18 protein-coding genes are annotated in these 24,923 nt (G+C 55.2%); 9 read left to right on the top strand and 9 right to left on the bottom strand.

Annotated elements, in window-relative coordinates; translation table 11 throughout:
• Positions 1-49: 49 nt before the first annotated feature.
• Positions 50-949 carry a LysO family transporter gene (locus tag PU624_RS16375; protein ID WP_283545826.1) on the bottom strand — a complete coding sequence of 300 codons (900 nt, stop codon included), beginning with the start codon at positions 947-949 and terminating at the stop codon, positions 50-52.
• Positions 950-1,078: 129 nt separating this feature from the next.
• Between PU624_RS16375 and PU624_RS16370 the strand changes: the two genes are divergently transcribed.
• Positions 1,079-2,716: an ATP-dependent nuclease gene (locus PU624_RS16370; RefSeq protein WP_283545825.1), complete on the top strand. Its 1,638-nt coding sequence runs from the start codon at positions 1,079-1,081 to the stop codon at positions 2,714-2,716.
• Between the two features lie 73 nt (positions 2,717-2,789).
• On the opposite strand, the gene cspD is transcribed toward PU624_RS16370, so the two are convergent.
• Positions 2,790-3,011: a cold shock-like protein CspD gene (cspD, locus tag PU624_RS16365; protein ID WP_179896244.1), complete on the bottom strand. Its 222-nt coding sequence runs from the start codon at positions 3,009-3,011 to the stop codon at positions 2,790-2,792.
• A 315-nt stretch (positions 3,012-3,326) separates the two neighbouring features.
• Between cspD and clpS the strand changes: the two genes are divergently transcribed.
• Both clpS and clpA read left to right on the top strand, forming a co-directional pair.
• A complete protein-coding gene (gene clpS, locus PU624_RS16360) occupies positions 3,327-3,647 on the top strand; it encodes an ATP-dependent Clp protease adapter ClpS (RefSeq protein WP_003849318.1) in 321 nt (106 codons plus the stop codon).
• A gap of 52 nt (positions 3,648-3,699) precedes the next feature.
• Entirely contained in the window at positions 3,700-5,976 is a 2,277-nt protein-coding gene (clpA, locus tag PU624_RS16355; RefSeq protein WP_283545824.1) for an ATP-dependent Clp protease ATP-binding subunit ClpA, read from the top strand.
• A gap of 87 nt (positions 5,977-6,063) precedes the next feature.
• Here the strand turns inward: clpA and infA are convergent, their stop codons facing one another.
• The 5 genes from infA to trxB form a co-directional block, all read right to left on the bottom strand.
• The gene (gene infA / locus PU624_RS16350) at positions 6,064-6,282 is read right to left on the bottom strand and encodes a translation initiation factor IF-1 (RefSeq protein ID WP_002211347.1); all 219 of its coding nucleotides are present in this window, start codon (positions 6,280-6,282) and stop codon (positions 6,064-6,066) included.
• Positions 6,283-6,627: 345 nt separating this feature from the next.
• A complete protein-coding gene (gene aat / locus PU624_RS16345; protein ID WP_283545823.1) occupies positions 6,628-7,320 on the bottom strand; it encodes a leucyl/phenylalanyl-tRNA--protein transferase in 693 nt (230 codons plus the stop codon).
• 33 nt (positions 7,321-7,353) lie between these two features.
• A complete protein-coding gene (gene cydC / locus PU624_RS16340) occupies positions 7,354-9,084 on the bottom strand; it encodes a heme ABC transporter ATP-binding protein/permease CydC (RefSeq protein WP_283545822.1) in 1,731 nt (576 codons plus the stop codon).
• The gene (gene cydD, locus PU624_RS16335; RefSeq protein ID WP_283545821.1) at positions 9,084-10,853 is read right to left on the bottom strand and encodes a heme ABC transporter permease/ATP-binding protein CydD; all 1,770 of its coding nucleotides are present in this window, start codon (positions 10,851-10,853) and stop codon (positions 9,084-9,086) included. Before cydD ends, cydC begins: the two co-directional genes overlap by 1 nt.
• Before the next feature lie 143 nt (positions 10,854-10,996).
• A complete protein-coding gene (trxB, locus tag PU624_RS16330; protein WP_283545820.1) occupies positions 10,997-11,962 on the bottom strand; it encodes a thioredoxin-disulfide reductase in 966 nt (321 codons plus the stop codon).
• Between the two features lie 520 nt (positions 11,963-12,482).
• On the opposite strand from trxB, the gene lrp reads away from it, so the two are divergent.
• From lrp to PU624_RS16300, 6 genes are all read left to right on the top strand, one after another.
• Positions 12,483-12,977, top strand: a complete 495-nt coding sequence (gene lrp, locus PU624_RS16325) for a leucine-responsive transcriptional regulator Lrp (RefSeq protein WP_006118610.1) — start codon at positions 12,483-12,485, stop codon at positions 12,975-12,977.
• A gap of 118 nt (positions 12,978-13,095) precedes the next feature.
• Positions 13,096-16,620 (top strand): DNA translocase FtsK 4TM domain-containing protein, encoded by a 3,525-nt coding sequence (locus PU624_RS16320; RefSeq protein ID WP_283545819.1) that lies wholly within the window; start codon positions 13,096-13,098, stop codon positions 16,618-16,620.
• A 177-nt stretch (positions 16,621-16,797) separates the two neighbouring features.
• On the top strand, positions 16,798-17,409 hold the full coding sequence (lolA, locus tag PU624_RS16315; RefSeq protein ID WP_283545818.1) for an outer membrane lipoprotein periplasmic chaperone LolA: 612 nt from the start codon (positions 16,798-16,800) through the stop codon (positions 17,407-17,409).
• Positions 17,410-17,416: 7 nt separating this feature from the next.
• Positions 17,417-18,760 carry a replication-associated recombination protein A gene (locus tag PU624_RS16310; RefSeq protein WP_283545817.1) on the top strand — a complete coding sequence of 448 codons (1,344 nt, stop codon included), beginning with the start codon at positions 17,417-17,419 and terminating at the stop codon, positions 18,758-18,760.
• A 92-nt stretch (positions 18,761-18,852) separates the two neighbouring features.
• Positions 18,853-20,145 (top strand): serine--tRNA ligase, encoded by a 1,293-nt coding sequence (serS, locus tag PU624_RS16305; protein WP_283545816.1) that lies wholly within the window; start codon positions 18,853-18,855, stop codon positions 20,143-20,145.
• 319 nt (positions 20,146-20,464) lie between these two features.
• The gene (locus tag PU624_RS16300; RefSeq protein WP_283545815.1) at positions 20,465-21,616 is read left to right on the top strand and encodes an MFS transporter; all 1,152 of its coding nucleotides are present in this window, start codon (positions 20,465-20,467) and stop codon (positions 21,614-21,616) included.
• 52 nt (positions 21,617-21,668) lie between these two features.
• Here PU624_RS16300 and pflA read toward each other — a convergent pair whose 3' ends face one another.
• Together pflA and pflB are read right to left on the bottom strand one after the other, a co-directional pair.
• The gene (pflA, locus tag PU624_RS16295) at positions 21,669-22,409 is read right to left on the bottom strand and encodes a pyruvate formate lyase 1-activating protein (RefSeq protein ID WP_283545814.1); all 741 of its coding nucleotides are present in this window, start codon (positions 22,407-22,409) and stop codon (positions 21,669-21,671) included.
• A gap of 164 nt (positions 22,410-22,573) precedes the next feature.
• On the bottom strand, positions 22,574-24,856 hold the full coding sequence (pflB, locus tag PU624_RS16290) for a formate C-acetyltransferase (protein WP_179896225.1): 2,283 nt from the start codon (positions 24,854-24,856) through the stop codon (positions 22,574-22,576).
• Positions 24,857-24,923 lie beyond the last annotated feature (67 nt).

The following is a 24,923-nucleotide window of genomic DNA, read 5'->3' as shown; positions in this document are numbered from 1 at the left end:
AGGCGTGAAAAAATGCGCTGGGCAAAGCTCAGCGCATCTCAGACAGGATTCAGGCAGAGAAGAGGGCGATCAGAATCGGGGCAAGCAGGCTCATCACAAAACCGTGCACAATAGCGGCCGGGACAATCTCATTGCCGCCCGCCCGCTGCAGCACCGGCAGGGTGAAGTCCATTGAGGTGGCACCGCACAGTCCCAGCGCGCTGGATCGATGGCGGCCAATCAGCGCCGGGATCAGCATGATGGCGACCAGCTCACGCACCAGGTCGTTGAAGAAGGCGGCGCTGCCGATGACCGGGCCAAAAGCTTCGGTCATCAGAATGCCGGAGAGCGAGTACCAGCCAAAGCCGCTGGCTAATGCCAGACCGGTTTTCAGCGGCACGCCCAGTAACAATGCCGCTATCATGCCGCCGATCAGCGCGCTGAACAGCACCACGCTGGCGACCAGCATGCCGCGACGGTTCAGGATAATCTGCCGCAGCGTCATGCCGCTGCCACGCAGCTGAATGCCCACCAGAAACAGCAGGAAGATCAGCGCATATTCACTGGCGGTGGAGGCGTGATGCAGCAGGGGCCACTGGGTCAGGCCAAGCACAAAACCGATGACGACAACGCCACACAGCTTCAGCGAGTCCAGCGCCATATGCAGCCGTGACGGCAGTTTCTCCTGCCGATGCGCATGCTGCCAGGGTGCATATTTTTCCAGTCCGCGCAGCGCCAGCAGGTTGCACAGCAGAATGCAGAACGCCGCCACCAGCGCGGTGTGGAAGACCGCCAGCAGATTGCTGCTCAGGTTGTCGAGAAAGGCCAGGCTGATGCCCATAAAGAACAGAATGACGTAAACCATCCAGCCCAGCAGCTGATTCACGCGACGCAGGGTGGCGGTTTTGCGGAACGGTAACAGCCAGCCAGCGATCAGCGGCAGCAGAATTATCAGGAGTCCGGAGTACATATCATTGCCATCCATGGGATAAAGAGGCCACACGCTAACCAAAAAGCGTAACCGAGTAAACCCTGAGAAAGTGGCTTGACCGGCTGGCAGGCGGCAACCATGCTGTTTATAAACTGAGGATGGACGCCTATGATTCTGGAACATATCGACATTCGCGGTTTCCGCGGCATCAATAAGCTCTCACTCCCTTTAACCCAGACCAATCTGCTGATTGGTGAGAATGCATGGGGCAAATCCAGCCTGCTGGATGCCCTGAGCCTGCTGCTTTCGCCCCATGAGCCGGCTTATGTTTTTACCCAGGCTGATTTCCATTTCACGCCGGGCGATGTGACCGAACCGATGCGCCGACTTTCGGTGGTGTTCCACTTTCGTGATGACGGCAGCGACCCGGATGCGGTGCTCTCGACCTTCTGGCAGCGTGATGCAGAGGGCCAGCGTCGGCTTTATTACAGCGTCAGTGCCACCTGGCGTGACAGCGGCATAGAAACCCGTCGCCGTTTTGTTGACGCAAATGCTCAGCTGTTGCCTGAACAGAACTGCGCGGCGGCAATCGACCTGTTGCTGAAGCGTTATCCGGTGTTGCGATTACGCGATGCGCGTTTCAGCAAGCGGACGCGCAACAGTGTGCCGGTATCACCGCCACATCCGGAACTGCTGGCGGGGATGGAGACGCTGGCGCGCGATCTGGAGCATCATCCGCAGCAGCTCAGCGATGAGGTACTGCGACAGGGTCTGAAGACCATGCAGCAACTGATGCAGCACTACTTTCTGGTGCAGCCGCCCGGCGCGGGGGGCGAGACCCGGTCACGGGACCCGCAGACGCGCGATGGGGAGCAGGGATGGCGGGCGCTGGATCACCTCAATCAGCTGATAGCGGGAACCGACTCCCGCAGTCGTCAGCTGATTCTGCTGCAGATGTTTACTCTGTTGATCGAAGCACGCGGCGACGTCCCGCTGGCCGCCGGTGCCCGGCCGCTGCTGCTGATTGAAGATCCGGAAACCCGCCTGCATCCGATTATGCTGTCCGTCGCATGGAACCTGCTGAAGCTGCTGCCGCTGCAAAAAATCGCCACCACCAACTCTTCCGAGCTGCTGTCACAGGTGCCGGTGGAAAACGTCTGTCGTCTGGTGCGTGGGCCCTCACGCGTGACGGCCTGGCGCATCGGTCCGGAGGGACTGAGCGCCGAAGAGAGTCGTCGCATCGGCTTCCATATTCGCGTCAACCGGCCTGCGGCGCTGTTCGCCCGTTGCTGGCTGCTGGTGGAGGGAGAAACCGAAGTCTGGATCATGAATGAGCTGGCGCAGCAGTGCGGTTACAACTTCGCGGCGGAAGGCGTCAAAGTGATTGAGTTTGCTCAGTCGGGTTTGAAGCCACTGCTGAAGTTTGCCCGACGCATGGGTATCGCCTGGCATGTGCTGACTGACGGCGATCAGGCGGGGAATAAATATGCCAGCACGGCACGCACGCAGTTACAGCCGGGCGATCCTGAGCCGCGTTTTCTGACGCAGTTACCGGCGCTGGATATGGAGAATTTTCTCTATCAGCACGGTTTTCAGGATGTTTATCATCAGATGGCGCACCTGCCGTTAAACGTCCCGATGAGTTCCAGGCGTATTATTACCAAAGCGATTCACCAGAGCTCCAAGCCAGAACTGGCGATCGCTGTGGCGACATCGGCGGCGGAACGCGGGCCGGAAGCCATCCCGCCGTTGATGCGACAGATGTTTGCCCGGGTGATTGGGCTTGCGCAGGGCCAGGCGGACTGAGGCCTGTCAGACATGAAAATGCCAGCGGCACTGGCTGGCATTTTTGGGTCACTGTTCAGAGGTGGGTTCAGTGTCAGGCTACGGCCTGTACCTCAACCGGCACGATGAGGCTGGCGTGATTGCCTTTCGGACCTTCATGGACATCGAACTGAACCTGCTGGCCTGCCTTAAGCGTCCGGTAGCCTTCCATCTGAATAGTGGAGTAGTGCGCAAAAATATCTTCGCCACCGCCAACCGGACAGATAAAGCCAAAGCCTTTGGAATTATTGAACCATTTAACTGTGCCCGTCTCCATGCTTTTACTTCCCTCGCAAGACATTTTATAAGTAGGTGAGGTCTTTTAAGCTGTGAGTCGGATTTGATTAAAACTCAATCAGCCTGTGCAGGTAGAATGTAGAGAAAGCGCCGCTGGCGTCAAGCAAACCACCGGGCCAGGTGGGGAAAAAATCATCAAAATTTGAGGCAGTTAACGCTATTGCGAATTTTGTGATGCAGGTCGCGCAAGGGAATTTCTGAATAAATTTTCAGCAGCGGCCAGCAGCTTGACAGGCATGTTAAACTCTCAACATGTAGCCCGATAAGGCTAAAAGCAAAATCTCAACGGAACACTATGGCAAACACAAACGACTGGCTTAACTTTGAACATCTGGCCGAAGACAAAGTACGCGAAGGGTTAAAGCCGCCTTCTATGTATAAAGTCATTCTGAATAATGACGATTATACACCTATGGAATTTGTTATTGACGTCGTACAAAAGTTCTTTTCTTATGATGTTGAACGTGCAACGCAGCTGATGTTGAAAGTTCACTATCACGGCAAGGCGATCTGTGGTGTATTTACTGCAGAAGTCGCCGAAACAAAAGCGGCCCAGGTGAACAATTATGCGCGGGAAAACCATCATCCGTTGCTGTGTACGCTGGAAAAAGCCTGAACCCGTCTCCATATAGGAAACAGGTAAGGGCGATAATTGGGGGAGGTGCCTAATGCTCAATCAAGAACTGGAACTCAGTTTAAATATGGCTTTCGCCAGAGCGCGTGAGCACCGTCATGAGTTTATGACCGTCGAGCATCTGTTACTGGCGTTGCTCAGTAACCCGTCGGCCAGAGAGGCACTGGAAGCCTGTACGGTGGATCTTGTGGCTCTGCGGCAGGAACTCGAAGCCTTCATCGAACAAACCACGCCGGTGCTGCCCGCCAGCGAAGAGGAGCGCGATACACAACCGACGCTCAGCTTCCAGCGCGTCCTGCAGCGTGCGGTTTTCCATGTCCAGTCATCCGGTCGCAGCGAAGTCACCGGAGCGAATGTGCTGGTCGCCATCTTCAGCGAGCAGGAGTCGCAGGCGGCTTATCTGTTACGCAAACATGAAGTCAGCCGCCTTGATGTGGTGAATTTCATCTCTCACGGTACGCGCAAAGACGAGCCGGGCCAGGCGCCAGGCGCTGAAAATCCGGTTAACGAAGAGCAAGCAGGCGGGGAGGAGCGTATGGAAAACTTCACCACCAATCTAAATCAGCTTGCTCGCGTCGGTGGTATCGATCCACTGATTGGTCGCGATAAAGAGCTGGAACGAACCATTCAGGTGCTGTGCCGTCGTCGTAAAAACAACCCGCTGCTGGTGGGTGAATCGGGTGTGGGTAAAACCGCTATTGCTGAAGGTCTTGCCTGGCGTATCGAGCAGGGCGATGTTCCGGAAGTCATGAAAGATTGCACGATTTACTCGCTGGATATCGGTTCGCTGCTGGCGGGCACCAAATACCGTGGTGACTTTGAAAAACGCTTCAAGGCGCTGCTGAAACAGCTGGAGTCAGACGAACACAGCATTCTGTTTATCGATGAGATCCATACCATTATCGGTGCGGGTGCCGCGTCCGGTGGCCAGGTTGATGCGGCTAACCTGATCAAACCGCTGCTCTCTGGCGGCAGAATCCGCGTGATGGGTTCTACGACCTATCAGGAATTCAGCAACATCTTCGAAAAAGACCGTGCTCTGGCGCGTCGCTTCCAGAAGATCGATATTACGGAACCTTCTGTTGAAGAGACCGTGCAGATCCTGAATGGCCTGAAAACCAAGTACGAAGCGCATCATGACGTGCGTTATACCGCGAAAGCGGTGCGTGCAGCCGTGGAACTGGCGGTGAAATATATCAACGATCGTCATCTGCCTGACAAGGCTATCGACGTAATTGATGAAGCGGGTGCGCGTGCGCGCCTGATGCCGGCCAGCAAGCGCAAGAAAACCATCAATGTCTCTGACATTGAAACCGTCGTAGCCCGCATTGCCCGTATTCCTGAGCAGAGCGTGTCAGCAACCGACCGCGATACGCTGAGAAATCTGGGCGATCGTCTGAAGATGCTGGTGTTTGGACAGGACAAAGCCATTGAGGTGCTGACTGAAGCCATCAAAATGAGCCGCGCCGGTCTGGGTCAGGATCGCAAGCCGGTCGGTTCCTTCCTGTTTGCCGGACCAACGGGTGTCGGTAAAACAGAAGTTACCGTACAGCTGGCGAAAGCGCTGGGCATTGAGCTGCTGCGTTTCGATATGTCCGAGTACATGGAGCGTCACACCGTCAGTCGTCTGATTGGTGCGCCTCCGGGTTACGTTGGTTTTGATCAGGGCGGCCTGCTGACGGATGCGGTGATCAAGCATCCTCATGCGGTGGTGTTGCTGGATGAGATTGAGAAAGCGCACCCGGATGTCTTCAACCTGCTGCTGCAGGTCATGGACAACGGCATGCTGACCGACAACAACGGTCGTAAAGCGGACTTCCGCAACGTGGTGCTGGTGATGACCACCAACGCCGGTGTGCGTGAGACTGAACGTAAGTCGATTGGCCTGATTCATCAGGACAACAGCACCGATGCAATGGAAGAGATCAAAAAGATCTTTACGCCAGAGTTTCGTAACCGTCTCGACAACATCATCTGGTTCAGTCACCTGTCACCAGAGGTGATCCATCAGGTGGTCGACAAGTTTATTGTCGAGTTGCAGGCGCAGCTGGATGCGAAAGGCGTGTCGCTGGAAGTCAGTGATGAAGCGCGCGACTGGCTGGCTGAGAAAGGCTATGACAAAGCGATGGGCGCACGTCCGATGGCGCGCACCGTGCAGGACAGCCTGAAGAAACCATTAGCTAATGAACTGCTGTTTGGTTCGCTGGTGGATGGCGGCTCGGTGTCAGTGGCGCTGGATCGTGAGAAGGGTGAACTGACCTATCACTTCCTGAGTGCTGAAAAACGCAAAACCGAAGGCACTGTGCATTAATCAATTGCTGCAGATGTGAAAAAGGCCGGATTAAAATCCGGCCTTTTTTTTCGCTTCAAAAATGCAGAGCGATGAGATTACTGCAAATTAGCGACTACGGAAGACAATGCGGCCTTTGCTCAGGTCGTACGGGGTCAGCTCAACGGTCACTTTATCACCCGTCAGGATGCGGATGTAGTTTTTGCGCATTTTACCGGAGATGTGAGCAGTAACCACGTGTCCGTTCTCAAGTTCTACGCGGAACATGGTGTTAGGTAACGTATCCAGTACGGTACCTTGCATTTCAATATTGTCTTCTTTGGCCATCGAATCCTCTGGGTGTACTACCTTTCAGTTGAACCGGCAAGATAATGCCCAATTCAACGATTTATGTAAAGAACCGTCGGCGATTTTGCCAACGCTTTGCCGGGGTGCACGTCAGTTGCGCGCATCCGGTAAAATTAGGGTGTTTATGGTGACGTCTGCGGGGGATTAGCGGGCTAAGAATCTGTATCAACCGGTTACACGCGCACGATTGAAAACAGTTCCGAGAGTGCGTTGAGATTCCCAGCCTGGCAATTCCGGCTCGTTATTGCGAAGCGCGGACGACATACCAAACTCGACTATTATACCACTTATGCGCCTTTGTGTGTGCAAAACATCTCTGTGCGGCTAAAAAAGCGTTTGTGTCTGCCAGCAGCCATCGCTGACCGGCTGGCTCGCAAGGCTTTGTACATATTGCAGATAGTCCGCGCGCGGGATTTCCTGCGCACCTAAAGAGGCGGTATGCGGGTTAAGTACCTGACAATCCACCAGACGCCCCTGATGACGGATGAAATGCTGGCAGAACACCCAAAGTGCGGTTTTAGACGCATTCTGCTGACGGCTGAACATCGATTCGCCGCAGAAGATTTGTCCCATCGCCAGCCCGTACATCCCACCCACCAGCTGATGCTCATCCCACACCTCAATGGAGTGGGCGTGGCCCATTTCATACAATCGCAACCAGGCGCGCTTCATTTCAAAGGTGATCCATGTACCTTCCTCGCGACCGGTGGCGCAGCCCTCGATCACCTCATCAAACGATTCGTTCATCGTCACCCGATAGGGCGAGCGGCTATGGAAACGCTTCATGCTGCGGCTGAGATGAAACTGCTCGGGTAACAGAACGGCACGGGGATCGGGTGACCACCAGAGAATCGGATCGCCAGGCGAAAACCACGGAAAGATGCCGCGCTGATAGGCGTTAAGCAATCGGGCAGGGGAGAGATCCCCGCCCATCGCCAGCAGGCCGTTTGGCTCGCGCAGCGCCATTTCAGGTGGGGGAAATTGCAGAGATTCCCGTGACAGTTGTACCAGTCTCATTGCGTTATGTTACCCAGCAGCATTTCGCTAAGACTATAACGCAATACGCTGCCGGAAACGCCAGTAGCGACCCGCTTTTGAGATTAATTCCGCATGGCTACCCTGTTCAACAATGGCACCATTATCCATCACGCAGATGCGATCCATCTGCTCCAGACCGCTGAGACGATGGGTGACCATGATCATCGTCTTTCCGGCGGTCAGCCGCTGCAGCAGGGCAAGAATGTGCTGCTCGGTGGTGGCATCGAGCCCTTCGGTGGGTTCATCCAGCAGCCAGAGATCGCCGTCATGCAGTAATGCACGTGCCAGCGCCAGCCGACGCAGTTCGCCGCCTGACAGCGGGCGACCGCCTTCTCCCATCCAGGCGTTTAATCCTTCCTGGTTTTCAAGCAAACGCTGCAGGCCAACGTCGTTCAGTGCGCGGGTCAACTGCTCATCGCTGGCACCGGGGCAGGCCAGCAGTAAGTTATCGCGCAGGCTCTGGCTGAAGAGGTGAACGCGCTGAGTCACAACGCTGATGCGCTGGCGTAATGCTGGCTCAGACCAGGCTGTAATCGGCAGGTCATTAAGATTAATCACGCCGTGCTGACTCTCCCGGCCACGGGTTAACAGCGCCAGCAGCGTTGACTTTCCGCATCCGGTCGGTCCCAGCAAGGCAATGTGTTCACCGGCTGCCACCTTAAGCGTGCAGCGGTTCAGCACCTTATCCGGCCGATCGGGATAGCTGAAATCGAGCTGGTCGATATCGACCGCCAGAGGGCCAGGCCGGGCATCTGAATGTGGCGGGAAGGTGATCGCGGGTGACTGATCGATAATGTCATTGACCCGCTGAGCGGCGTTTATCACCTGCGACATGGGCAGGAAGGCCCCGGCTACCGGTGCCAGCGCCTCGAAGGCGGCCAGGGCGCAAAACACCACCAGCGCTATGAGCGAGCCGGGTAGATGCTGTTCGCTGAGAGTGGCAGCACTGAGCCAGAGCAGAAGTGTGACCGTAACGCCGCTGGTCAGCAGGAGCAGACTTTGGGCGGCGGCCTGCAAACGCTGTTGCTGACTCTGCGCCTGCTGCCAGCGCTCCTCATCCTGATCAAGTTGATGACGCCAGCTCTGCGATGCACCATACAAAGTCAGTTCGGCCTGAGCCGCCAGCCACTGCATCAGCTGCAAGCGCCAGCGGGCACGGCCCCGTGCAATGGCGACGCCGGCGGGTGATCCCAGACGATAAAACAGCGCGGGCATCAGGGCCAGTGTACACAGCATGATGCCGCCCAGCGTCAGTGCCAGCGGTACATCAATGAAACTCATCCCGACAGTGACCACGACAATAACCACAAACGCGCCCAGCAGCGGCGAGATAACGCGCAGATAGAGGTGATCCAGCGTATCAACATCAGCCACAAAGCGATTAAGCAGATCCGCCTGCCGGAACCGCGAAAGCTGGCCCGGCGAAAGGGCCATCAGGCGGCTGAAGGTGTGGACGCGCAGATGCTGAAGCACCCTGAACGTCGCATCGTGGCTGACCAGCCGTTCAGCGTAGCGTGCGGCGGTGCGAATAATGGCTGCGCCACGAACGCCTGCCGCAGGCAGCATATAGTTGAAGGTATAGAGACCGGCGACACCGGCCACCGACGAGGCGGCCAGGAACCAGCCAGAGAGCGTCAGCAGGCCGATGCTGGCCAGCAGCGTAACGATCGCCAGCACGATGCCCAACGCCAGACGAAACGGGTGACGTAGCCAGAGACGAAGAAAAGGACGTAACGCGGACATCAGCGGATCTCCTGTTGACGGTGCTTCAGCATCTCACTAAAAGCACCCGGCTGTTGCGACAGCTGCTGCCAGTTACCCTGTTGCACCAGCTTACCCGCGTCCATCACCCAGAGCGTCTGCCAGCGACTGAGCGTATCAATCTGATGGGTAATCATCAGTGTGGTCTGCCGGGCTGCTGCCTCGTTAAGCGCCAGCATCACATGATGTTCGCTGAGTGCATCCAGACTGGCTGCCGGTTCATCGAGCAGCAAAAAATGTGAGGATTTATAAAGTGCGCGTGCGACCGCGATTCGCTGCGCCTGACCTATCGACAGCTGATTACCGCCATCGCCAGGCTGGGTCTCAATACCCAGGGGCAGACGCGGCAGAAATTCGTTAATGCCACACGATTCCAGCAGCGCCGCAAAGCGTTCGCCGTCCCAGGGGGCATTCATCAGGATGTTGTCGCGCAAAGTGGCGGCCGGTAACTGCGGGTTCTGTCCTGACCAGCTCAGCTGCTGATGCCAGTCACTTCGCCGTATATCACGCAGTTCAACGCCATTCGCCATCAGCGAGCCCTGATAAGGCAGAAAACCGAGCAGGGCATTCATCAGGGCCGTTTTACCGGCCCCGCTTTGACCGACCAGCGCAATCTGCTCACCCGCGGCGATGGTAAAGGTGAGCGGGCCGCACAGCACCTGGCCATCGGGGGCGCAGACGCACAGCTCATCGGCGACAAGTGCGATGGCGCAATCGGCAGTGAAAGACAGCTGGCCTTCCTGCGTTGCAGCGTCGGGCGTCGCCTGCATAAAGGCTTCAAGCGCATCGGCTCCGCCCACCGCCTGAGCTTTGGCGTGATAGAACGCGCCGAGATCGCGCAGCGGCTGGAAAAACTCCGGGGCGAGGATCAGCACCAGGAACCCGGCAAACAGCGTCACGCTCTGGCCGTAAGCACCGAAATGCAATTCCCCCAGATAGGAGAAACCAAAATAGACGGCGACCACGGCAATGGCTAACGAGGCAAAAAACTCCAGTACGGCGGAGGAAAGAAAGGCTAAGCGCAGCACTTCCATTGTGCGCTGGCGAAAATCGGTGGTGGTAGCGGCGACGGCCTGCTGCTCTGCTTCACCACGATGAAACAGCCGCAGCGTCTCTCTGCCGCGCAGACGGTCAAGAAAGTTACCGCTCAGGCGGGCCAGCACCAGGAAGTTACGGCGGTTGGCCTCGGCCGCACCCATTCCGACCAGCGCCATAAACAGCGGTATCAACGGCGCGGTGGCAAGCAGGATCAGACCTGCCGTCCAGTTCAGCGGGAAAATAGTCAGCAGAATGCAGCAGGGGATCAGCACCGCCAGGGTCATCTGCGGCAGATAGCGGGCGTAGTATTCCTGCATCTCTTCGATCTGCTCCAGCAGCAGGGTTGCCCAGCTTCCGGCTGGCTTTCCCTGAATCCACGCCGGACCCAGCGCAGATAACCGATCTAAGACCTGCTGACGTAAAGCCTGACGGATAGCCTGCCCGGCACGATAGCCGGTCAGTTCACGGGCATAGTTAATCAGGGCACGGAGCACAAAGCAGAGCAGTAACAGGAGGATGCTGACCGTCAGGGTTTCACGCGGCTGCTGGTCAATGATCAGCGCCTGCAGCAGCGAGGCCAGTAAACCCGACTGGGCAATGATCAGCAGGGCACTCGCCATGCCCAGCAGCGTGTTAAGCCGCAACCAGCGACCGGCGAAACGACGTTGCTGACGAAGCCAGCGGGTAAGATGCTGCTGCCGCGATTTTTCCATGCGTGACCATGATAGATGTCGATGACGGGGGAAAATGGAAAGACATTTCCATCTCTTCAGGCGCAAGAATCTAGCATGAGAGCAATAAAAAAGGCGACGGAAAAACCGTCGCCTAGAACATTTGAGATCAGAGGGTTAACAACTTACTGATCGTTTTTAACCAGCCCGTCAAGAAAACGCTCAGCGTCTAACGCGGCCATGCAGCCGGTGCCCGCAGAAGTGATCGCCTGACGATAGATATGGTCCATCACATCGCCTGCCGCAAAGACGCCAGGGATGCTGGTCTGAGTCGCATTGCCATGCAGACCTGACTGAACTTTGATGTAACCGTTCTCCAGCGCCAGCTGACCGTCAAAGATGGCCGTGTTCGGGCTGTGTCCGATAGCGACAAACAGACCTGCGACTTCCAGCGCTTCTGTCTCATCGTTCTGGGTAGAACGCAGCGTCAGACCGGTCACGCCCATCTGATCGCCTACCACTTCTTCCAGCGTGCGATGGGTGTGCAGCACGATATTGCCGTTGCGCACTTTTTCCATCAGGCGGTCAATCAGAATCTTCTCTGCACGGAAGCTGTCACGACGGTGAATCAGGTGCACTTCAGCTGCAATGTTAGCCAGGTAGAGTGCTTCTTCGACGGCCGTGTTGCCGCCGCCAATCACCGCGACTTTCTGGTTGCGATAGAAGAAGCCGTCACAGGTTGCGCAGGCGGAAACGCCTTTGCCTTTGAACGCCTCTTCAGAGGGCAGACCCAGGTAACGCGCTGACGCACCGGTGGCAATGATCAACGCATCTGCCGTGTAGACGCCGCTGTCACCAGTGAGGGTGAACGGACGGTTCTGCAGATCCACGGTGTGGATGTGATCGAAAATGATCTCAGTATTAAATTTTTCGGCATGCTCGTGCATGCGCTCCATCAGCGATGGACCTGTCAGATCGTGCGGGTCGCCCGGCCAGTTTTCCACTTCAGTCGTGGTGGTCAGCTGTCCGCCTTTTTCCAGACCGGTGATCAGCACCGGGTTCAGGTTGGCGCGTGCAGCATAAACGGCTGCGGTATAACCCGCTGGGCCGGAGCCCAGAATGAGTAACTTACTGTGTTTGGCCGTACTCATGCGTTCCTCAGTTTCATTCGGCTGACATAACCTGCGATTGTAGGGAATATCCGGCGACAATGACAAGGCTTAGCCAATTTTGTTAACGATAGCTGCAAACGGCGTAGACGATGAGCGGCGTTTTTGCCTGGCCAATGCGCCAAAAGGGGGCAAAACTCGGGCTGAACGGGTGCAAAAGTGGAAAAATACTCATTTAAAAACAGATACCCAGCGGTCTGTCTGGCATCTTGTCCTGAATTTGGTGATTTTACTTTGACAATCGCCTGCGCTTTTGCGAAAACATTATCAGAAGCGAATAACATTTATCGGAACAAAACAGGTTTTCCTCGCCTGTTTTGCACTTAACGCCGAATAAAAGCAGCCTGATATGGATAATGACGCATGATGTGGACAGACAACATGCGTCATATCGATAGGAATCAGAACACAGGCTCTGTTAGCTCACTTCAAAAATGCCCCGAACAATGAGCGTTTTCAGGGCGTGGCAGGTAAAGGGAAGGAATTAAGAGAGACAATAATAATGGTAGACAATAAGAAACGCCCCGGGAAAGACCTCGACAGAATTGACAGGAACATTCTGAATGAACTTCAGAAAGATGGTCGCATTTCAAACGTAGAGCTTTCCAAACGCGTGGGCTTATCACCTACGCCATGTCTTGAGCGCGTGCGTCGTCTCGAACGTCAGGGATTTATTCTTGGCTACACCGCGCAGTTAAACCCGCACTATCTGGATGCGTCTCTGCTGGTATTCGTTGAGATTACTCTGAATCGTGGTGCGCCGGATGTGTTTGAGCAATTTAACGCCGCTGTGCAAAAACTTGAGGAAACTCAAGAGTGTCACCTCGTTTCCGGCGATTTCGACTACCTGCTGAAAACGCGCGTACCTGATATGTCTGCCTACCGTAAGCTACTGGGTGAAACCCTGTTGCGCCTGCCGGGCGTAAACGACACGCGAACTTATGTGGTGATGGAAGAGGTCAAACAGAGCAATCGACTGGTGATCAAAACTCGCTGATGCGGGGCAGGTGCAAAACCTGTGAGATTTCGGTACACTCCTGTGAATTCATACAGGATCAGCGTCGGGCTTGCCCGACGCTGTTGCTTCTTACTTTACAGGCACCTGGAGAGTCCTCTTGAGCCAGGAATATACAGAAGATAAAGACGTTTCGTTACAATCGCTGAGCAGTGGACGTCGTCTGCTGGAAGCGTTGCTTATTCTGGTGGCGCTGTTTGCCATCTACCTGATGGTTTCACTGGTCAGTTTTAACCCTTCCGACCCGAGCTGGTCGCAAACGGCCTGGCATGAACCTATCCATAATATCGGCGGCAGCGTCGGTGCCTGGCTGGCTGACACCTTACTCTTCATTTTTGGTGTGATGGCGTACGCCATTCCTCCTGTCATCCTGGGTCTGTGCTGGATTGCTTTCCGTCAGCGCGATAGCCAGGACTATTTTGACTACTTTGCCGTCGGGCTGCGCTTAATTGGCGTCCTTGCGCTGGTGGTGACGACCTGTGGTATGGCGGCGCTGAACGCCGATGATATCTGGTATTTTGCCTCGGGCGGCGTGATTGGCAGCCTGGTGAGTAACGCGATTGCCCCCTGGTTCAGTCCGGCTGGTGGTACGCTGATGCTGCTCTGCGTATGGGCGGCGGGCATTACCCTTTATACCGGCTGGTCATGGCTCACCATTGCAGAAAGAATCGGTGGCGTGGTGATGGGCGTGCTGACGTTTGCCAGCAACCGTTCGCGTCACGATGAACCCTGGCAGGAAGAGGATGACGAGCAGGACGCGCATGAATACGTGGATGTCCCTCAACTCCATGCTGCGGATCAGGATGATGATGTGCTGCTTTCTGCGCCACGTGCAGCCGCTGCAGCGTCACAGCCGGATCCGTTGCTGGCTAAAGCGGCGGCAGCAACCAGTGCTGCGGTAGCGGCGACGGCGGAAGCTGCAGAGGTGACTCTTGCACCCGCTGCTTCTGAAACGCCTGCGCCTGCCGCTGTTGCAGCACCGGCTGCTGCGGCGTATACGGCATCTGCTCCAGTTGCGCCAGCATCGCCAGCACAACCAGCAGCTGCACCGAGCGCGCCTCCATCCTATGGTGCAACAACTGCTCCGACTCCGGCGCAGAGTGCTCCAGCGCCTGCGGCCGCACCACCGCTTTATCACTTTGAAATGCCGGACGAAGCCCCGGCTGCGCCCTCGTTCAGTGCTTACGACGATGACGAACCTAAAATGGGTAACTGGCGTGACGCATCAGCGATCCCTGCGGCTCCAGCCGCTGCGACCGCCGCTGCTGCTGCAACAGCCGCAACGGCAACGACGCGTACTGCACCTGTTTTCGACTTAGCTCCTGAAACCAATCTCAATCCACAGGTTAAGCAGGGTATCGGACCGGCGCTGCCGCGTCCGAATCCGGTAAAACTGCCTACCCGTCGTGAACTCGCCTCTTATGGCATTAAGTTGCCTTCTCAGCGCATGGCTGAAGAGAAAGCGAAAACGGGAGAGAGCGAAACAGCCCCGACCGGAGCAGTTTCTACAGCACCGGATGCTGAAGAGGCGCTGCAGCAGGCTGAACTGCGTCAGGCTTTCGAGTCTGAACAGCAGCAGCGTTATGGCACCAGCTGGCAGCAGGATGAGGAAGATGAGCAGGATGCGCAGCAGCAGGATGCACTGGCGCGTCAGTTCGCCGAGCAGCAACAGCAGCGCTATGAGCCAGAAGTAAAAAAAGAGCCGGTATTCAATATCGATACTGCCTCAGCGTTTGATTTTTCACCGATGAAAGATCTGGTGGATGACGGTCCTTCTGAACCGTTATTTACCATTGCTGCGACGCCAGAACCGGACGCCCCGGCGGTTTCACACGAACCGTGGCAGCAGGTGAGTGAGGTTTCAAGACCTCAGGCAGCCGCTCAGGTTCCTGCGCCTGCCAGCTTTGCCCCGACAGAGCCTGTCTATAGTGTGCCTTCAGAACCTGCAGAGCCGGTGTATGCTGCGCCTGCAGCGCCCGCTTATAGCACACCAGCGGCACCACAGGCTCCGGCTTATTCTTCGCCTGCTTATGGCGCGCCAGCTGCGGCGCCGGTTCAGCCGGTTGAAGAGGCGAAACCTTCACTGCATGACAGCCTGATTCATCCGTTCCTGATGCGTCATGAGCAGCCGCTGGAGAAACCCTCCACGCCACTGCCTTCGCTGGATCTGCTGACCGCTCCACCTGTCGAGGAAGAACCGGTTGATATGTTCTCGCTTGAGCAGACTGCCCGCCTGGTCGAATCACGCTTAGGTGATTATCGCGTCAAAGCTGAAGTGGTTGGCATCTCGCCTGGCCCGGTTATCACCCGTTTCGAACTGGACCTGGCACCAGGCGTGAAAGCAGCGCGTATTTCGAACCTGTCGCGCGATTTAGCGCGTTCACTCTCGACGGTCGCAGTGCGTGTGGTGGAAGTCATTCCTGGCAAGCCTTACGTGGGTCTGGAACTGCCGAACAAACATCGTCAGACCGTCTATCTGCGTGAAGTGCTGGATTGCCCTAAATTCCGCGACAACCCGTCTCCGCTGGCCGTGGTGCTGGGTAAAGACATTGCCGGTCAGCCGGTCGTGGCCGATCTGGCGAAAATGCCGCACTTACTGGTTGCCGGTACCACCGGTTCCGGTAAATCTGTGGGCGTAAACGCCATGATTATCAGCATGCTCTACAAAGCGACGCCGGAAGAAGTTCGCTTTATCATGATCGATCCGAAAATGCTGGAGCTGTCGGTCTATGAAGGCATTCCGCACCTGCTGACCGAAGTCGTCACCGACATGAAAGATGCGGCGAATGCGCTGCGCTGGAGCGTCGGTGAAATGGAGCGTCGCTACAAGCTGATGTCGGCGCTGGGCGTGCGTAACCTTGCAGGTTACAACGAAAAAGTGGAACAGGCCGAAGCGATGGGTCGTCCGATTCCTGATCCGTTCTGGAAACCGGGCGACAGCATGGATATGACGCCGCCGGTTCTGGAAAAACTGCCTTACATCGTTGTGATGGTCGATGAATTTGCTGACCTGATCATGGCAGTGGGTAAAAAGGTTGAAGAGCTGATTGCGCGCCTGGCACAGAAAGCCCGTGCCGCAGGCATCCATCTGGTGCTGGCAACTCAGCGTCCTTCTGTGGATGTCATCACCGGCCTGATCAAAGCGAACATCCCGACACGTATCGCCTTTACCGTTTCGAGCAAAATTGACTCACGTACCATTCTCGATCAGGGCGGCGCGGAGTCACTGCTGGGTATGGGTGACATGCTCTACATGCCGCCAAACTCGTCGCTGCCGATTCGTGTTCACGGTGCGTTTGTTCGTGATCAGGAAGTGCATGCTGTGGTTCAGGACTGGAAAGCACGTGGCCGTCCGCAATATATCGACAGCATTACGGCAGGTGAAGAGAGCGAAAGCGCCGGTGGCATCGACAGCGATGAAGAGCTCGATCCGCTGTTTGATCAGGCCGTTGGCTTCGTGGTCGATAAACGTCGTGCGTCGATTTCCGGCGTTCAGCGTCAGTTCCGCATCGGTTATAACCGGGCGGCACGTATCATTGAGCAGATGGAGGCGCAGGGCATCGTTTCTGCACCCGGCCACAATGGTAACCGTGAAGTGCTGTCGCCGCCGCCTCACGATATGTAGCGGTTAAATGTTTTGAAACACTACTCAATGAGCCAGTTCCGACTGGCTCATTGTTTTTATGCGGTTAAACCCCATATCTGAATCAGCTTTCGGTTTTTTCCTCTGTTCTGATGGCGGAACGGCGACCAGGCTTAATGCAGTTATCGATGGGAACGTTTAAATAAGGAATTGAAGCAGATGAAATTACGCGTAATCGCTCTGGGCCTGTTGGCCACCTTTTCTTCAGCCAGCGTATTGGCTGATGCTTCCAGTGATCTGCAACAGCGCCTGAACAAGGTCAGCAGCTTCCACGCCAGCTTCACCCAAAAAGTGACCGACAGCAGCGGTGCGAATGTGCAGGATGGCGAAGGCGAACTGTGGGTAAAACGTCCCAGCCTGTTTAACTGGCACATGACGGCACCGGACGAAAGCATCATCATCTCCGATGGTAAGTCGCTGTGGTTCTACAATCCGTTTGTTGAGCAGGCAACCGTAAGCCGGCTGCAGAATGCGACCAGCAACACGCCGTTTATGCTGATTGCCCGCAACCAATCAAACGACTGGAAGCAGTACAACATCAAACAGCAGGGTGACAATTTTGAACTGACACCCAAAAACAGCGACGGCAACCTGAAACAGTTCACCATCCAGGTGACGTCCAGCGGCACCATTAACCGCTTCAGCGCGATTGAGCAGGATGGTCAGCGCAGCGATTACCAGCTGAAAAGCCAGCAGAACGGCGCCATCAGCCCGGACAAATTTACGTTCACACCGCCTAAAGGCGTGACGGTGGACGACCAACGTCAGTGAGGTCACGGTGAGTAACCTGTCCCTGGATTTTTCCACCGAAAATTTCAAACCACTGGCCGCGCGTATGCGGCCAGAAACATTGAAACAGTACATTGGTCAGCAGCATCTGCTGGGCGCGGGCAAACCTCTGCCGCGCGCGATTGAAGCAGGGCACCTGCATTCAATGATCCTGTGGGGACCGCCCGGGACCGGCAAAACCACGCTGGCAGAGATCATCGCACACTATGGCAATGCCGACGTGGAGCGTATTTCGGCAGTGACCTCCGGCGTCAAAGAGATCCGTGAAGCAATTGAGCGCGCCCGACAGAATAAGCATGCCGGGCGGCGTACCATCCTGTTTGTGGACGAGGTCCATCGATTCAACAAAAGCCAGCAGGATGCTTTTCTGCCGCATATTGAAGATGGCACCATCACCTTTATTGGTGCGACCACCGAAAACCCCTCTTTTGAACTCAACTCCGCATTGCTGTCACGCGCCCGCGTTTACCTGCTGAAATCACTGACCACCGAGGATATTGAGCAGGTGCTGGATCAGGCGATGCAGGATAACGCGCGGGGCTATGGCGACAGTGACATCGTGCTGCCGGATAACACCCGCAGGATGATTGCTGAACTGGTTAATGGTGATGCACGCCGGGCACTGAATACGCTGGAGATGATGGCGGATATGGCCGAAATCACCGCCTCGGGTCAGCGTGAACTGACGCCGCAGTTGCTTAACGAAGTCTCGGGTGAGCGGTCCGCGCGTTTTGATAACAAGGGTGACCGTTTTTACGATCTGATTTCGGCTCTGCACAAATCAGTCCGCGGCTCCGCCCCTGATGCGGCGCTCTACTGGTATGCGCGCATCATCACCGCAGGCGGCGACCCGCTTTATGTGGCACGCCGGTTGCTGGCCATTGCCTCTGAAGATGTCGGCAATGCCGACCCGCGCGGTATGCAGGTGGCGATTGCGGCCTGGGATTGCTTCACGCGCGTGGGTCCGGCAGAAGGGGAGCGCGCCATCGCTCAGGCGATTGTTTATCTCGCCTGCGCGCCAAAAAGTAACGCGGTTTATAACGCCTTTAAAGCGGCGATGCGTGATGCGCGCGATAATCCCGATTACGATGTGCCGGAACATCTGCGCAACGCGCCAACTAAACTGATGAAAGAGATGGGGCTGGGCAAAGAGTACCGTTATGCCCATGACGAAACCAACGCCTACGCCGCCGGGGAAGTCTATTTTCCGCAGGAACTGGCCAGCGCGCGCTATTACATCCCAACCCAGCGCGGGCTTGAGGGTAAGATTGGTGAAAAGCTAAGCTGGCTCGCTGAGCAGGATCAAAATAGCCCGACAAAACGCTACCGCTGAAACAGACGTTACGGTAATGTGGGCAATGTTTTCAACGCATTCCGCAGGAATGCGTCCCTTCTTTCAACCAACTTTTTATACACAGGATAAGCATGCTCGATCCCAATCTGCTGCGTAACGAGCCAGACGCAGTCGCAGAAAAACTGGCACGCCGGGGATATAAACTGGATGTGGAAACGCTGCGTTCGCTTGAAGAGCGTCGCAAAGTACTGCAGGTAGAAACAGAAAATCTGCAGGCAGAGCGTAACTCCCGATCCAAATCCATCGGTCAGGCCAAAGCACGTGGGGAAGACATCGAGCCGCTGCGTCAGGAAGTGAACGCGCTGGGCGAACGCCTGGATGCCGCAAAAGCAGAACTGGATGAACTGCAGAATCAAATCCGTGACTTCGCGCTGGCACTGCCAAACATTCCGGCAGACGAAGTGCCGCTGGGTAAAGATGACAGCGAAAACCAGGAAGTGAGCCGCTGGGGTACGCCGCGCGAGTTCAGTTTCCAGGTTAAAGATCACGTTGAGCTGGGTGAAGCGGCGAAAGGCCTGGATTTTGCGGCTGCCGTGAAACTGACCGGTTCGCGCTTTGTGGTCATGCAGGGGCAGATTGCCCGCCTGCACCGTGCACTGAGTCAGTTTATGATTGACCTGCACACTGAGCAGCATGGCTACCTTGAAACCTATGTGCCTTATCTGGTTAACCACGAAACGCTTTACGGTACCGGACAGCTGCCTAAGTTTGGCGAAGACCTGTTCCACACCCGTCCGCTGGAAGAGGAGTCAGACAGCAGCAACTATGCACTGATTCCTACCGCGGAAGTGCCGCTGACCAACCTGGTGCGTGACGAGATCCTTGAAGAGGATACGCTGCCGGTCAAACTGACTGCGCATACGCCGTGCTTCCGTTCTGAAGCGGGTTCTTACGGTCGTGACACGCGCGGTCTGATCCGTATGCATCAGTTCGACAAAGTTGAGATGGTGCAGATTGTTACTCCGGAACAGTCAATGGATGCGCTGGAAGAGCTGACCGGTCACGCTGAAAAAGTCCTGCAGCTGCTGAACCTGCCATATCGTAAGGTTTTACTCTGTACCGGCGATATGGGCTTTGGAGCGACCAAAACCTACGATCTGGAAGTCTGGTTACCGGCGCAGAATACGTACCGCGAGATCTCATCCTGTTCCAACATGGGTGATTTCCAGGCGCGTCGTATGCAGGCGCGTTGCCGCAACAAACAGGATAAGAAACCGCGTCTGGTTCATACCCTGAATGGCTCGGGTCTGGCTGTAGGCCGTACTCTGGTGGCGGTGCTGGAAAACTATCAGCAGGAAGATGGTCGCATTACCGTGCCTGAAGTTTTACGTCCATACATGAATGGCGTAGAAATTATCGGCTAAGCGATTCTGAATCTGTGAACCCGGCCATGGCCGGGTTTTTTTATGCCTCTCATATGAAAAAAGAGAGTCCATACGTTCAGTTTTAATCACAAATAAACGTTATCGATATCAGATGGACTGGAATACTTAAAAACCTAATTTTTCATAGAGATAGCATTTCGTCGTCTGCCGCCTGACACGGCTGTAACCCACTGAAGATTAGTAAATTAAATTGTCGGACAGCAAAATGTGCTGCCGTCAAATTGCGCCCATTGACTTTAAAAAAGCCAGTGGCAAACTGCGCGCAATTTCCTTCATTTTGCTCTGGTTTCTATCCCCTATGTCTACCTGGTCACGCCCCGTGATATTGCTGCTTTGCGGCCTGATGTTAATGACTGTCGCAATTGCCGTGCTGAATACGCTTGTTCCACTGTGGCTGACGCATGACTTACTGACAACCTGGCAGGTAGGAATCGTAAGCTCCTCTTATTACACCGGTAATCTGGCAGGCACGCTGCTGGCTGGCTGGTTAATCCGGCAGTATGGCTTCAACCGTAGCTACTACCTGGCGACCGTGATGTTTGCCGTCGCAACCCTGTGCCTGGCGATGATGTCAGGCTTCTGGGCATGGAGTTCAATGCGCTTCATCGCCGGTGTTGGCTGTGCGCTGATGTGGGTGGTGGTTGAGAGCGCACTACTGTGCAGCGGAACGGTACGTAATCGGGGACAGCTGCTGGCGGCCTACATGGTTGTCTATTACATTGGCACCGTGACCGGCCAGTTACTGGTCAGCAAACTCTCTACGGAATTACTCAGCGTGATTCCGTGGGTGACGTCGCTGGTCTTCTGCGCCGTGCTGCCGCTGGTCTTTACCCGCGTCTCCAGCAACGGTGAAGCGACCGAAGCCGCGCCGGCCCGCATCTGGCCGATGCTGCGTCGCCGCAGCTCACGCCTGGGTATCAATGGCTGCATCATCTCTGGCATCCTTCTGGGCTCGCTTTATGGCCTGATGCCACTGTACCTGTCACATCAGGGAATGAGTGATGCCAGCGTCGGCTACTGGATGGCGTTGCTGGTCAGCGCAGGCATTGTTGGGCAGTGGCCCGTTGGCCGTCTGGCCGATCGTTTTGGTCGCATGCTGGTGCTGCGGGTTCAGGTCTTTGTGGTTATCCTGGGTGCCATGGCCATGTTAACCAATGCCGCGATGGCTCCGGCGCTGTTTGTTCTGGGACTGGCGGGCTTCACACTCTATCCGGTGGCGATGTCCTGGGCGTGTGAAACGGTTTCACACCATGAACTGGTTGCGATGAATCAGGCGCTGCTGATGAGTTATACCGTAGGCAGTCTGGCTGGACCGGCAATGACCTCTGTTCTGATGCAGAATTACTCTGACCAACTGTTGTTCGTGATGATCGCGGCTGTGGCGCTGGTTTATCTGGTGATGCTGCTGCGCAAAGCGAATCATCAGGCTACACCAGTGGCACATGCCTGATCGCTGAGCAGCAAAAAGGGAGCGTTAAGCTCCCTTTTTTATGGCCGGTTCTCTAGTACATCACTTCATGGCCATAGCTGGCGAGAATGTTTTTCACGCGCTCCATCGTCTCTTTGCTGGGCGGTTTTACGCCATCCAGCTTGTACTCTTCACCCATCGCAATCCATTTATGCTTACCCAGTTCGTGATAGGGCAGCAATTCAATCTTCTCAACGTTCTCCATGTCACGCGTGAATTCACCCAGGCGATGAGCAGTATCATCGTCGTCGGAATAACCGGGTACGACGACGAAACGGATCCAGGTTCTCTTGCCTTTTTTCTGCAGATAACGGGCAAAGTCCAGCGTACGGTGATTAGAGACCCCCACCAGAATCTGATGCACATCGTCATTCATCTGTTTCAGGTCGAGCATCACTAAGTCAGTCACGTCGAGCAGTTCATCGATCACCGGATCATAGCGGCGTACGAAGCCGTTGGTGTCGAGACAGGTATGAATGCCTTCTGCCCTGCAGGCGCGGAACCAGTCGCGCACAAATTCAGCCTGGAGAATCGCTTCACCGCCTGACGCGGTGACGCCGCCACCAGAGGCATTCATAAAATGGCGATAGGAGAGCACATCCGCCATCAGTGCGTCGACGCTGATCTCTTTGCCGCCGTGAGTATCCCAGGTGTCGCGGTTGTGACAGTAAAGGCAGCGCATCAGGCAGCCCTGGAAGAAGGTGATGAAACGGATGCCGGGACCATCGACGGTGCCGCAGGATTCAAATGAGTGGATACGACCGTTAACTGACATTGCGATGTTTTCTCCAGTGAGTCTGCCGGGACAGACGGCGCAATCTCTGTTGCGCTCAGGGCAGGAAATCGATTCTGGTGGGAACCCTGACAGAGATGACCACCAGAACAGACTTTTAAGGAAAAGGCTCCGCGAGGAGCCTTTTTTATCGGGTTTAACCGTGATTACAGGGACTGTGTGAAGGTACGGGTAATCACATCCTGCTGCTGCTCTTTAGTCAGGGAGTTAAAGCGCACAGCATAACCGGAAACGCGGATGGTCAGCTGCGGATACTTCTCTGGATGCTCCATCGCGTCCAGCAGCATTTCACGGTTCATGACGTTAACGTTAAGGTGCTGACCGCCTTCAATGCTGGCTTCATGATGGAAGTAACCATCCATCAGACCGGCAAGGTTGGTTTTACGCACGTTATCATCTTTACCCAGCGCGTTTGGCACGATTGAGAAGGTATAGGAGATACCATCTTTCGCATAGGCAAACGGCAGTTTGGCTACGGAAGTCAGTGAAGCTACCGCACCTTTCTGGTCACGACCATGCATCGGGTTAGCACCTGGTCCAAACGGTGCACCTGCGCGACGTCCATCCGGTGTATTACCGGTTTTCTTACCATATACCACGTTTGAGGTGATGGTCAGAACAGACTGAGTCGGCACGGCATTACGATAAGTGGTCAGCTGCTGAATTTTCTTCATGAAGCGTTCAACCAGATCGCAGGCCAGGTCATCAACGCGGGAGTCGTTGTTACCGAACTGTGGATATTCACCTTCGATATCGAAGTCGATCGCCAGGCCATCTTCATCACGAATCGGTTTCACTTTGGCATATTTAATCGCAGACAGTGAATCCGCAGCAACGGAGAGACCGGCGATACCACACGCCATGGTGCGATAGACATCACGGTCATGTAAGGCCATCAGCGCCGCTTCGTAGCTGTATTTATCATGCATGTAGTGAATGATGTTCAGCGAAGTCACATACTGTTTTGCCAGCCAGTCCATGAAGTGATCCATACGCTCCATGACGGTGTCGAAGTCCAGCACGGCGTCACTGATTTTGTCGCCTTTCGGTCCTACCTGCATTTTCAGTTTTTCATCCACGCCGCCGTTAATTGCGTAGAGCAGGGTTTTCGCCAGGTTGGCACGTGCGCCAAAGAACTGCATTTGTTTACCGACAATCATCGGGCTGACACAGCAGGCGATGGCGTAGTCATCATTGTCGAAATCAGGACGCATCAGGTCATCGTTCTCATACTGCAGAGATGAGGTATCGATAGAGACTTTAGCGGCATATTTTTTGAAATTAATCGGCAGTTTTTCTGACCACAGAATGGTCATGTTCGGCTCAGGTGAAGGACCCATGGTGTAGAGGGTATTCAGGAAGCGGAAAGTACTTTTTGAAACCAGAGTACGGCCATCAACGCCCATACCTGCCAGTGATTCCGTTGCCCAGATTGGGTCACCTGAGAACAGCTCATCATATTCAGGGGTACGAAGGAAGCGAACCATACGCAGTTTCATGACCAGATGGTCAATCAGTTCCTGTGCCTGTTCTTCAGTCAGTTTACCGGCTTTAAGGTCACGCTCGATGTAAACATCCAGGAAGGTTGAGACGCGGCCAAAGGACATTGCAGCACCGTTTTGTGATTTAACGGCAGCCAGGTAGCCATAGTAAGTCCACTGTACGGCTTCAACGGCATTGGTGGCCGGGCCGGAAATGTCGTGGCCATATTTTGCAGCCATCTCTTTAATCTGCGCCAGCGCACGATGCTGGTCAGAGATCTCTTCACGCAGACGAATGGTCGCTTCCAGATTCACGCCATTCTCTAAATCGTTCTGCAGAGACGCGAACTGAGAGAATTTATCCGCCATCAGGAAATCGATGCCGTAAAGCGCCACGCGACGATAGTCACCGATGATGCGACCGCGGCCATAGGCATCTGGCAAACCGGTCAGGATACCTGATTTACGGCAGCGCATGATGTCCGGGGTGTAAACGTCGAACACACCCTGATTATGGGTTTTACGGTATTCGGTGAAGATTTTTTTCAGTGAAGGATCGAGTTCACGGCCATACACTTTGCATGACCCTTCGACCATTTTGATGCCGCCAAAAGGAATCAGCGCGCGTTTTAATGGGGCTTCAGTCTGCAGACCTACGATTTTTTCCAGCGGCTTGATGATGTAGCCCGCGTCGTGGGAGGTGATGGTTGAGGCGAGATCGGTGTCGAAGTCGACTGGCGCGTGGGTGCGGTTTTCAATTTTGATGCCTTCCAGCACGCTTTCCCACAGTTTAGTGGTCGCTTCAGTTGCGCCCGCCAGGAACGACTCATCACCTTCATAAGGGGTGTAGTTTTTCTGAATGAAGTCGCGCACATTGACGCTATTCTGCCATTCGCCTTCAGCAAATCCTTCCCATGCTGAAGCCAGTTTTGCATTAAGTTCGGTCATAATATACCTGCCTTATATGAAGAGACTTTTACGGTCGGGCACAGTCAACATCCTGTGCCGTCAAAAT

Source organism: Pantoea sp. Lij88, assembly GCF_030062155.1.
Taxonomy (GTDB): domain Bacteria; phylum Pseudomonadota; class Gammaproteobacteria; order Enterobacterales; family Enterobacteriaceae; genus Pantoea.
This window is presented reverse-complemented; position numbering and strand designations above follow the sequence as displayed.

Coding starts and splice junctions, on each gene's coding strand:
- aat (WP_283545823.1), bottom strand. CDS start 7,320: ATGAGACTGGTACAACTGTCACGGGAATCTCTGCAATTTCCCCCACCT.
- pflA (WP_283545814.1), bottom strand. CDS start 22,409: ATGTCAGTTAACGGTCGTATCCACTCATTTGAATCCTGCGGCACCGTC.
- cydC (WP_283545822.1), bottom strand. CDS start 9,084: ATGTCCGCGTTACGTCCTTTTCTTCGTCTCTGGCTACGTCACCCGTTT.
- lolA (WP_283545818.1), top strand. CDS start 16,798: ATGAAATTACGCGTAATCGCTCTGGGCCTGTTGGCCACCTTTTCTTCA.
- cspD (WP_179896244.1), bottom strand. CDS start 3,011: ATGGAGACGGGCACAGTTAAATGGTTCAATAATTCCAAAGGCTTTGGC.
- trxB (WP_283545820.1), bottom strand. CDS start 11,962: ATGAGTACGGCCAAACACAGTAAGTTACTCATTCTGGGCTCCGGCCCA.
- PU624_RS16370 (WP_283545825.1), top strand. CDS start 1,079: ATGATTCTGGAACATATCGACATTCGCGGTTTCCGCGGCATCAATAAG.
- lrp (WP_006118610.1), top strand. CDS start 12,483: ATGGTAGACAATAAGAAACGCCCCGGGAAAGACCTCGACAGAATTGAC.
- PU624_RS16375 (WP_283545826.1), bottom strand. CDS start 949: ATGTACTCCGGACTCCTGATAATTCTGCTGCCGCTGATCGCTGGCTGG.
- infA (WP_002211347.1), bottom strand. CDS start 6,282: ATGGCCAAAGAAGACAATATTGAAATGCAAGGTACCGTACTGGATACG.
- clpS (WP_003849318.1), top strand. CDS start 3,327: ATGGCAAACACAAACGACTGGCTTAACTTTGAACATCTGGCCGAAGAC.
- pflB (WP_179896225.1), bottom strand. CDS start 24,856: ATGACCGAACTTAATGCAAAACTGGCTTCAGCATGGGAAGGATTTGCT.
- serS (WP_283545816.1), top strand. CDS start 18,853: ATGCTCGATCCCAATCTGCTGCGTAACGAGCCAGACGCAGTCGCAGAA.
- PU624_RS16300 (WP_283545815.1), top strand. CDS start 20,465: ATGTCTACCTGGTCACGCCCCGTGATATTGCTGCTTTGCGGCCTGATG.
- clpA (WP_283545824.1), top strand. CDS start 3,700: ATGCTCAATCAAGAACTGGAACTCAGTTTAAATATGGCTTTCGCCAGA.
- cydD (WP_283545821.1), bottom strand. CDS start 10,853: ATGGAAAAATCGCGGCAGCAGCATCTTACCCGCTGGCTTCGTCAGCAA.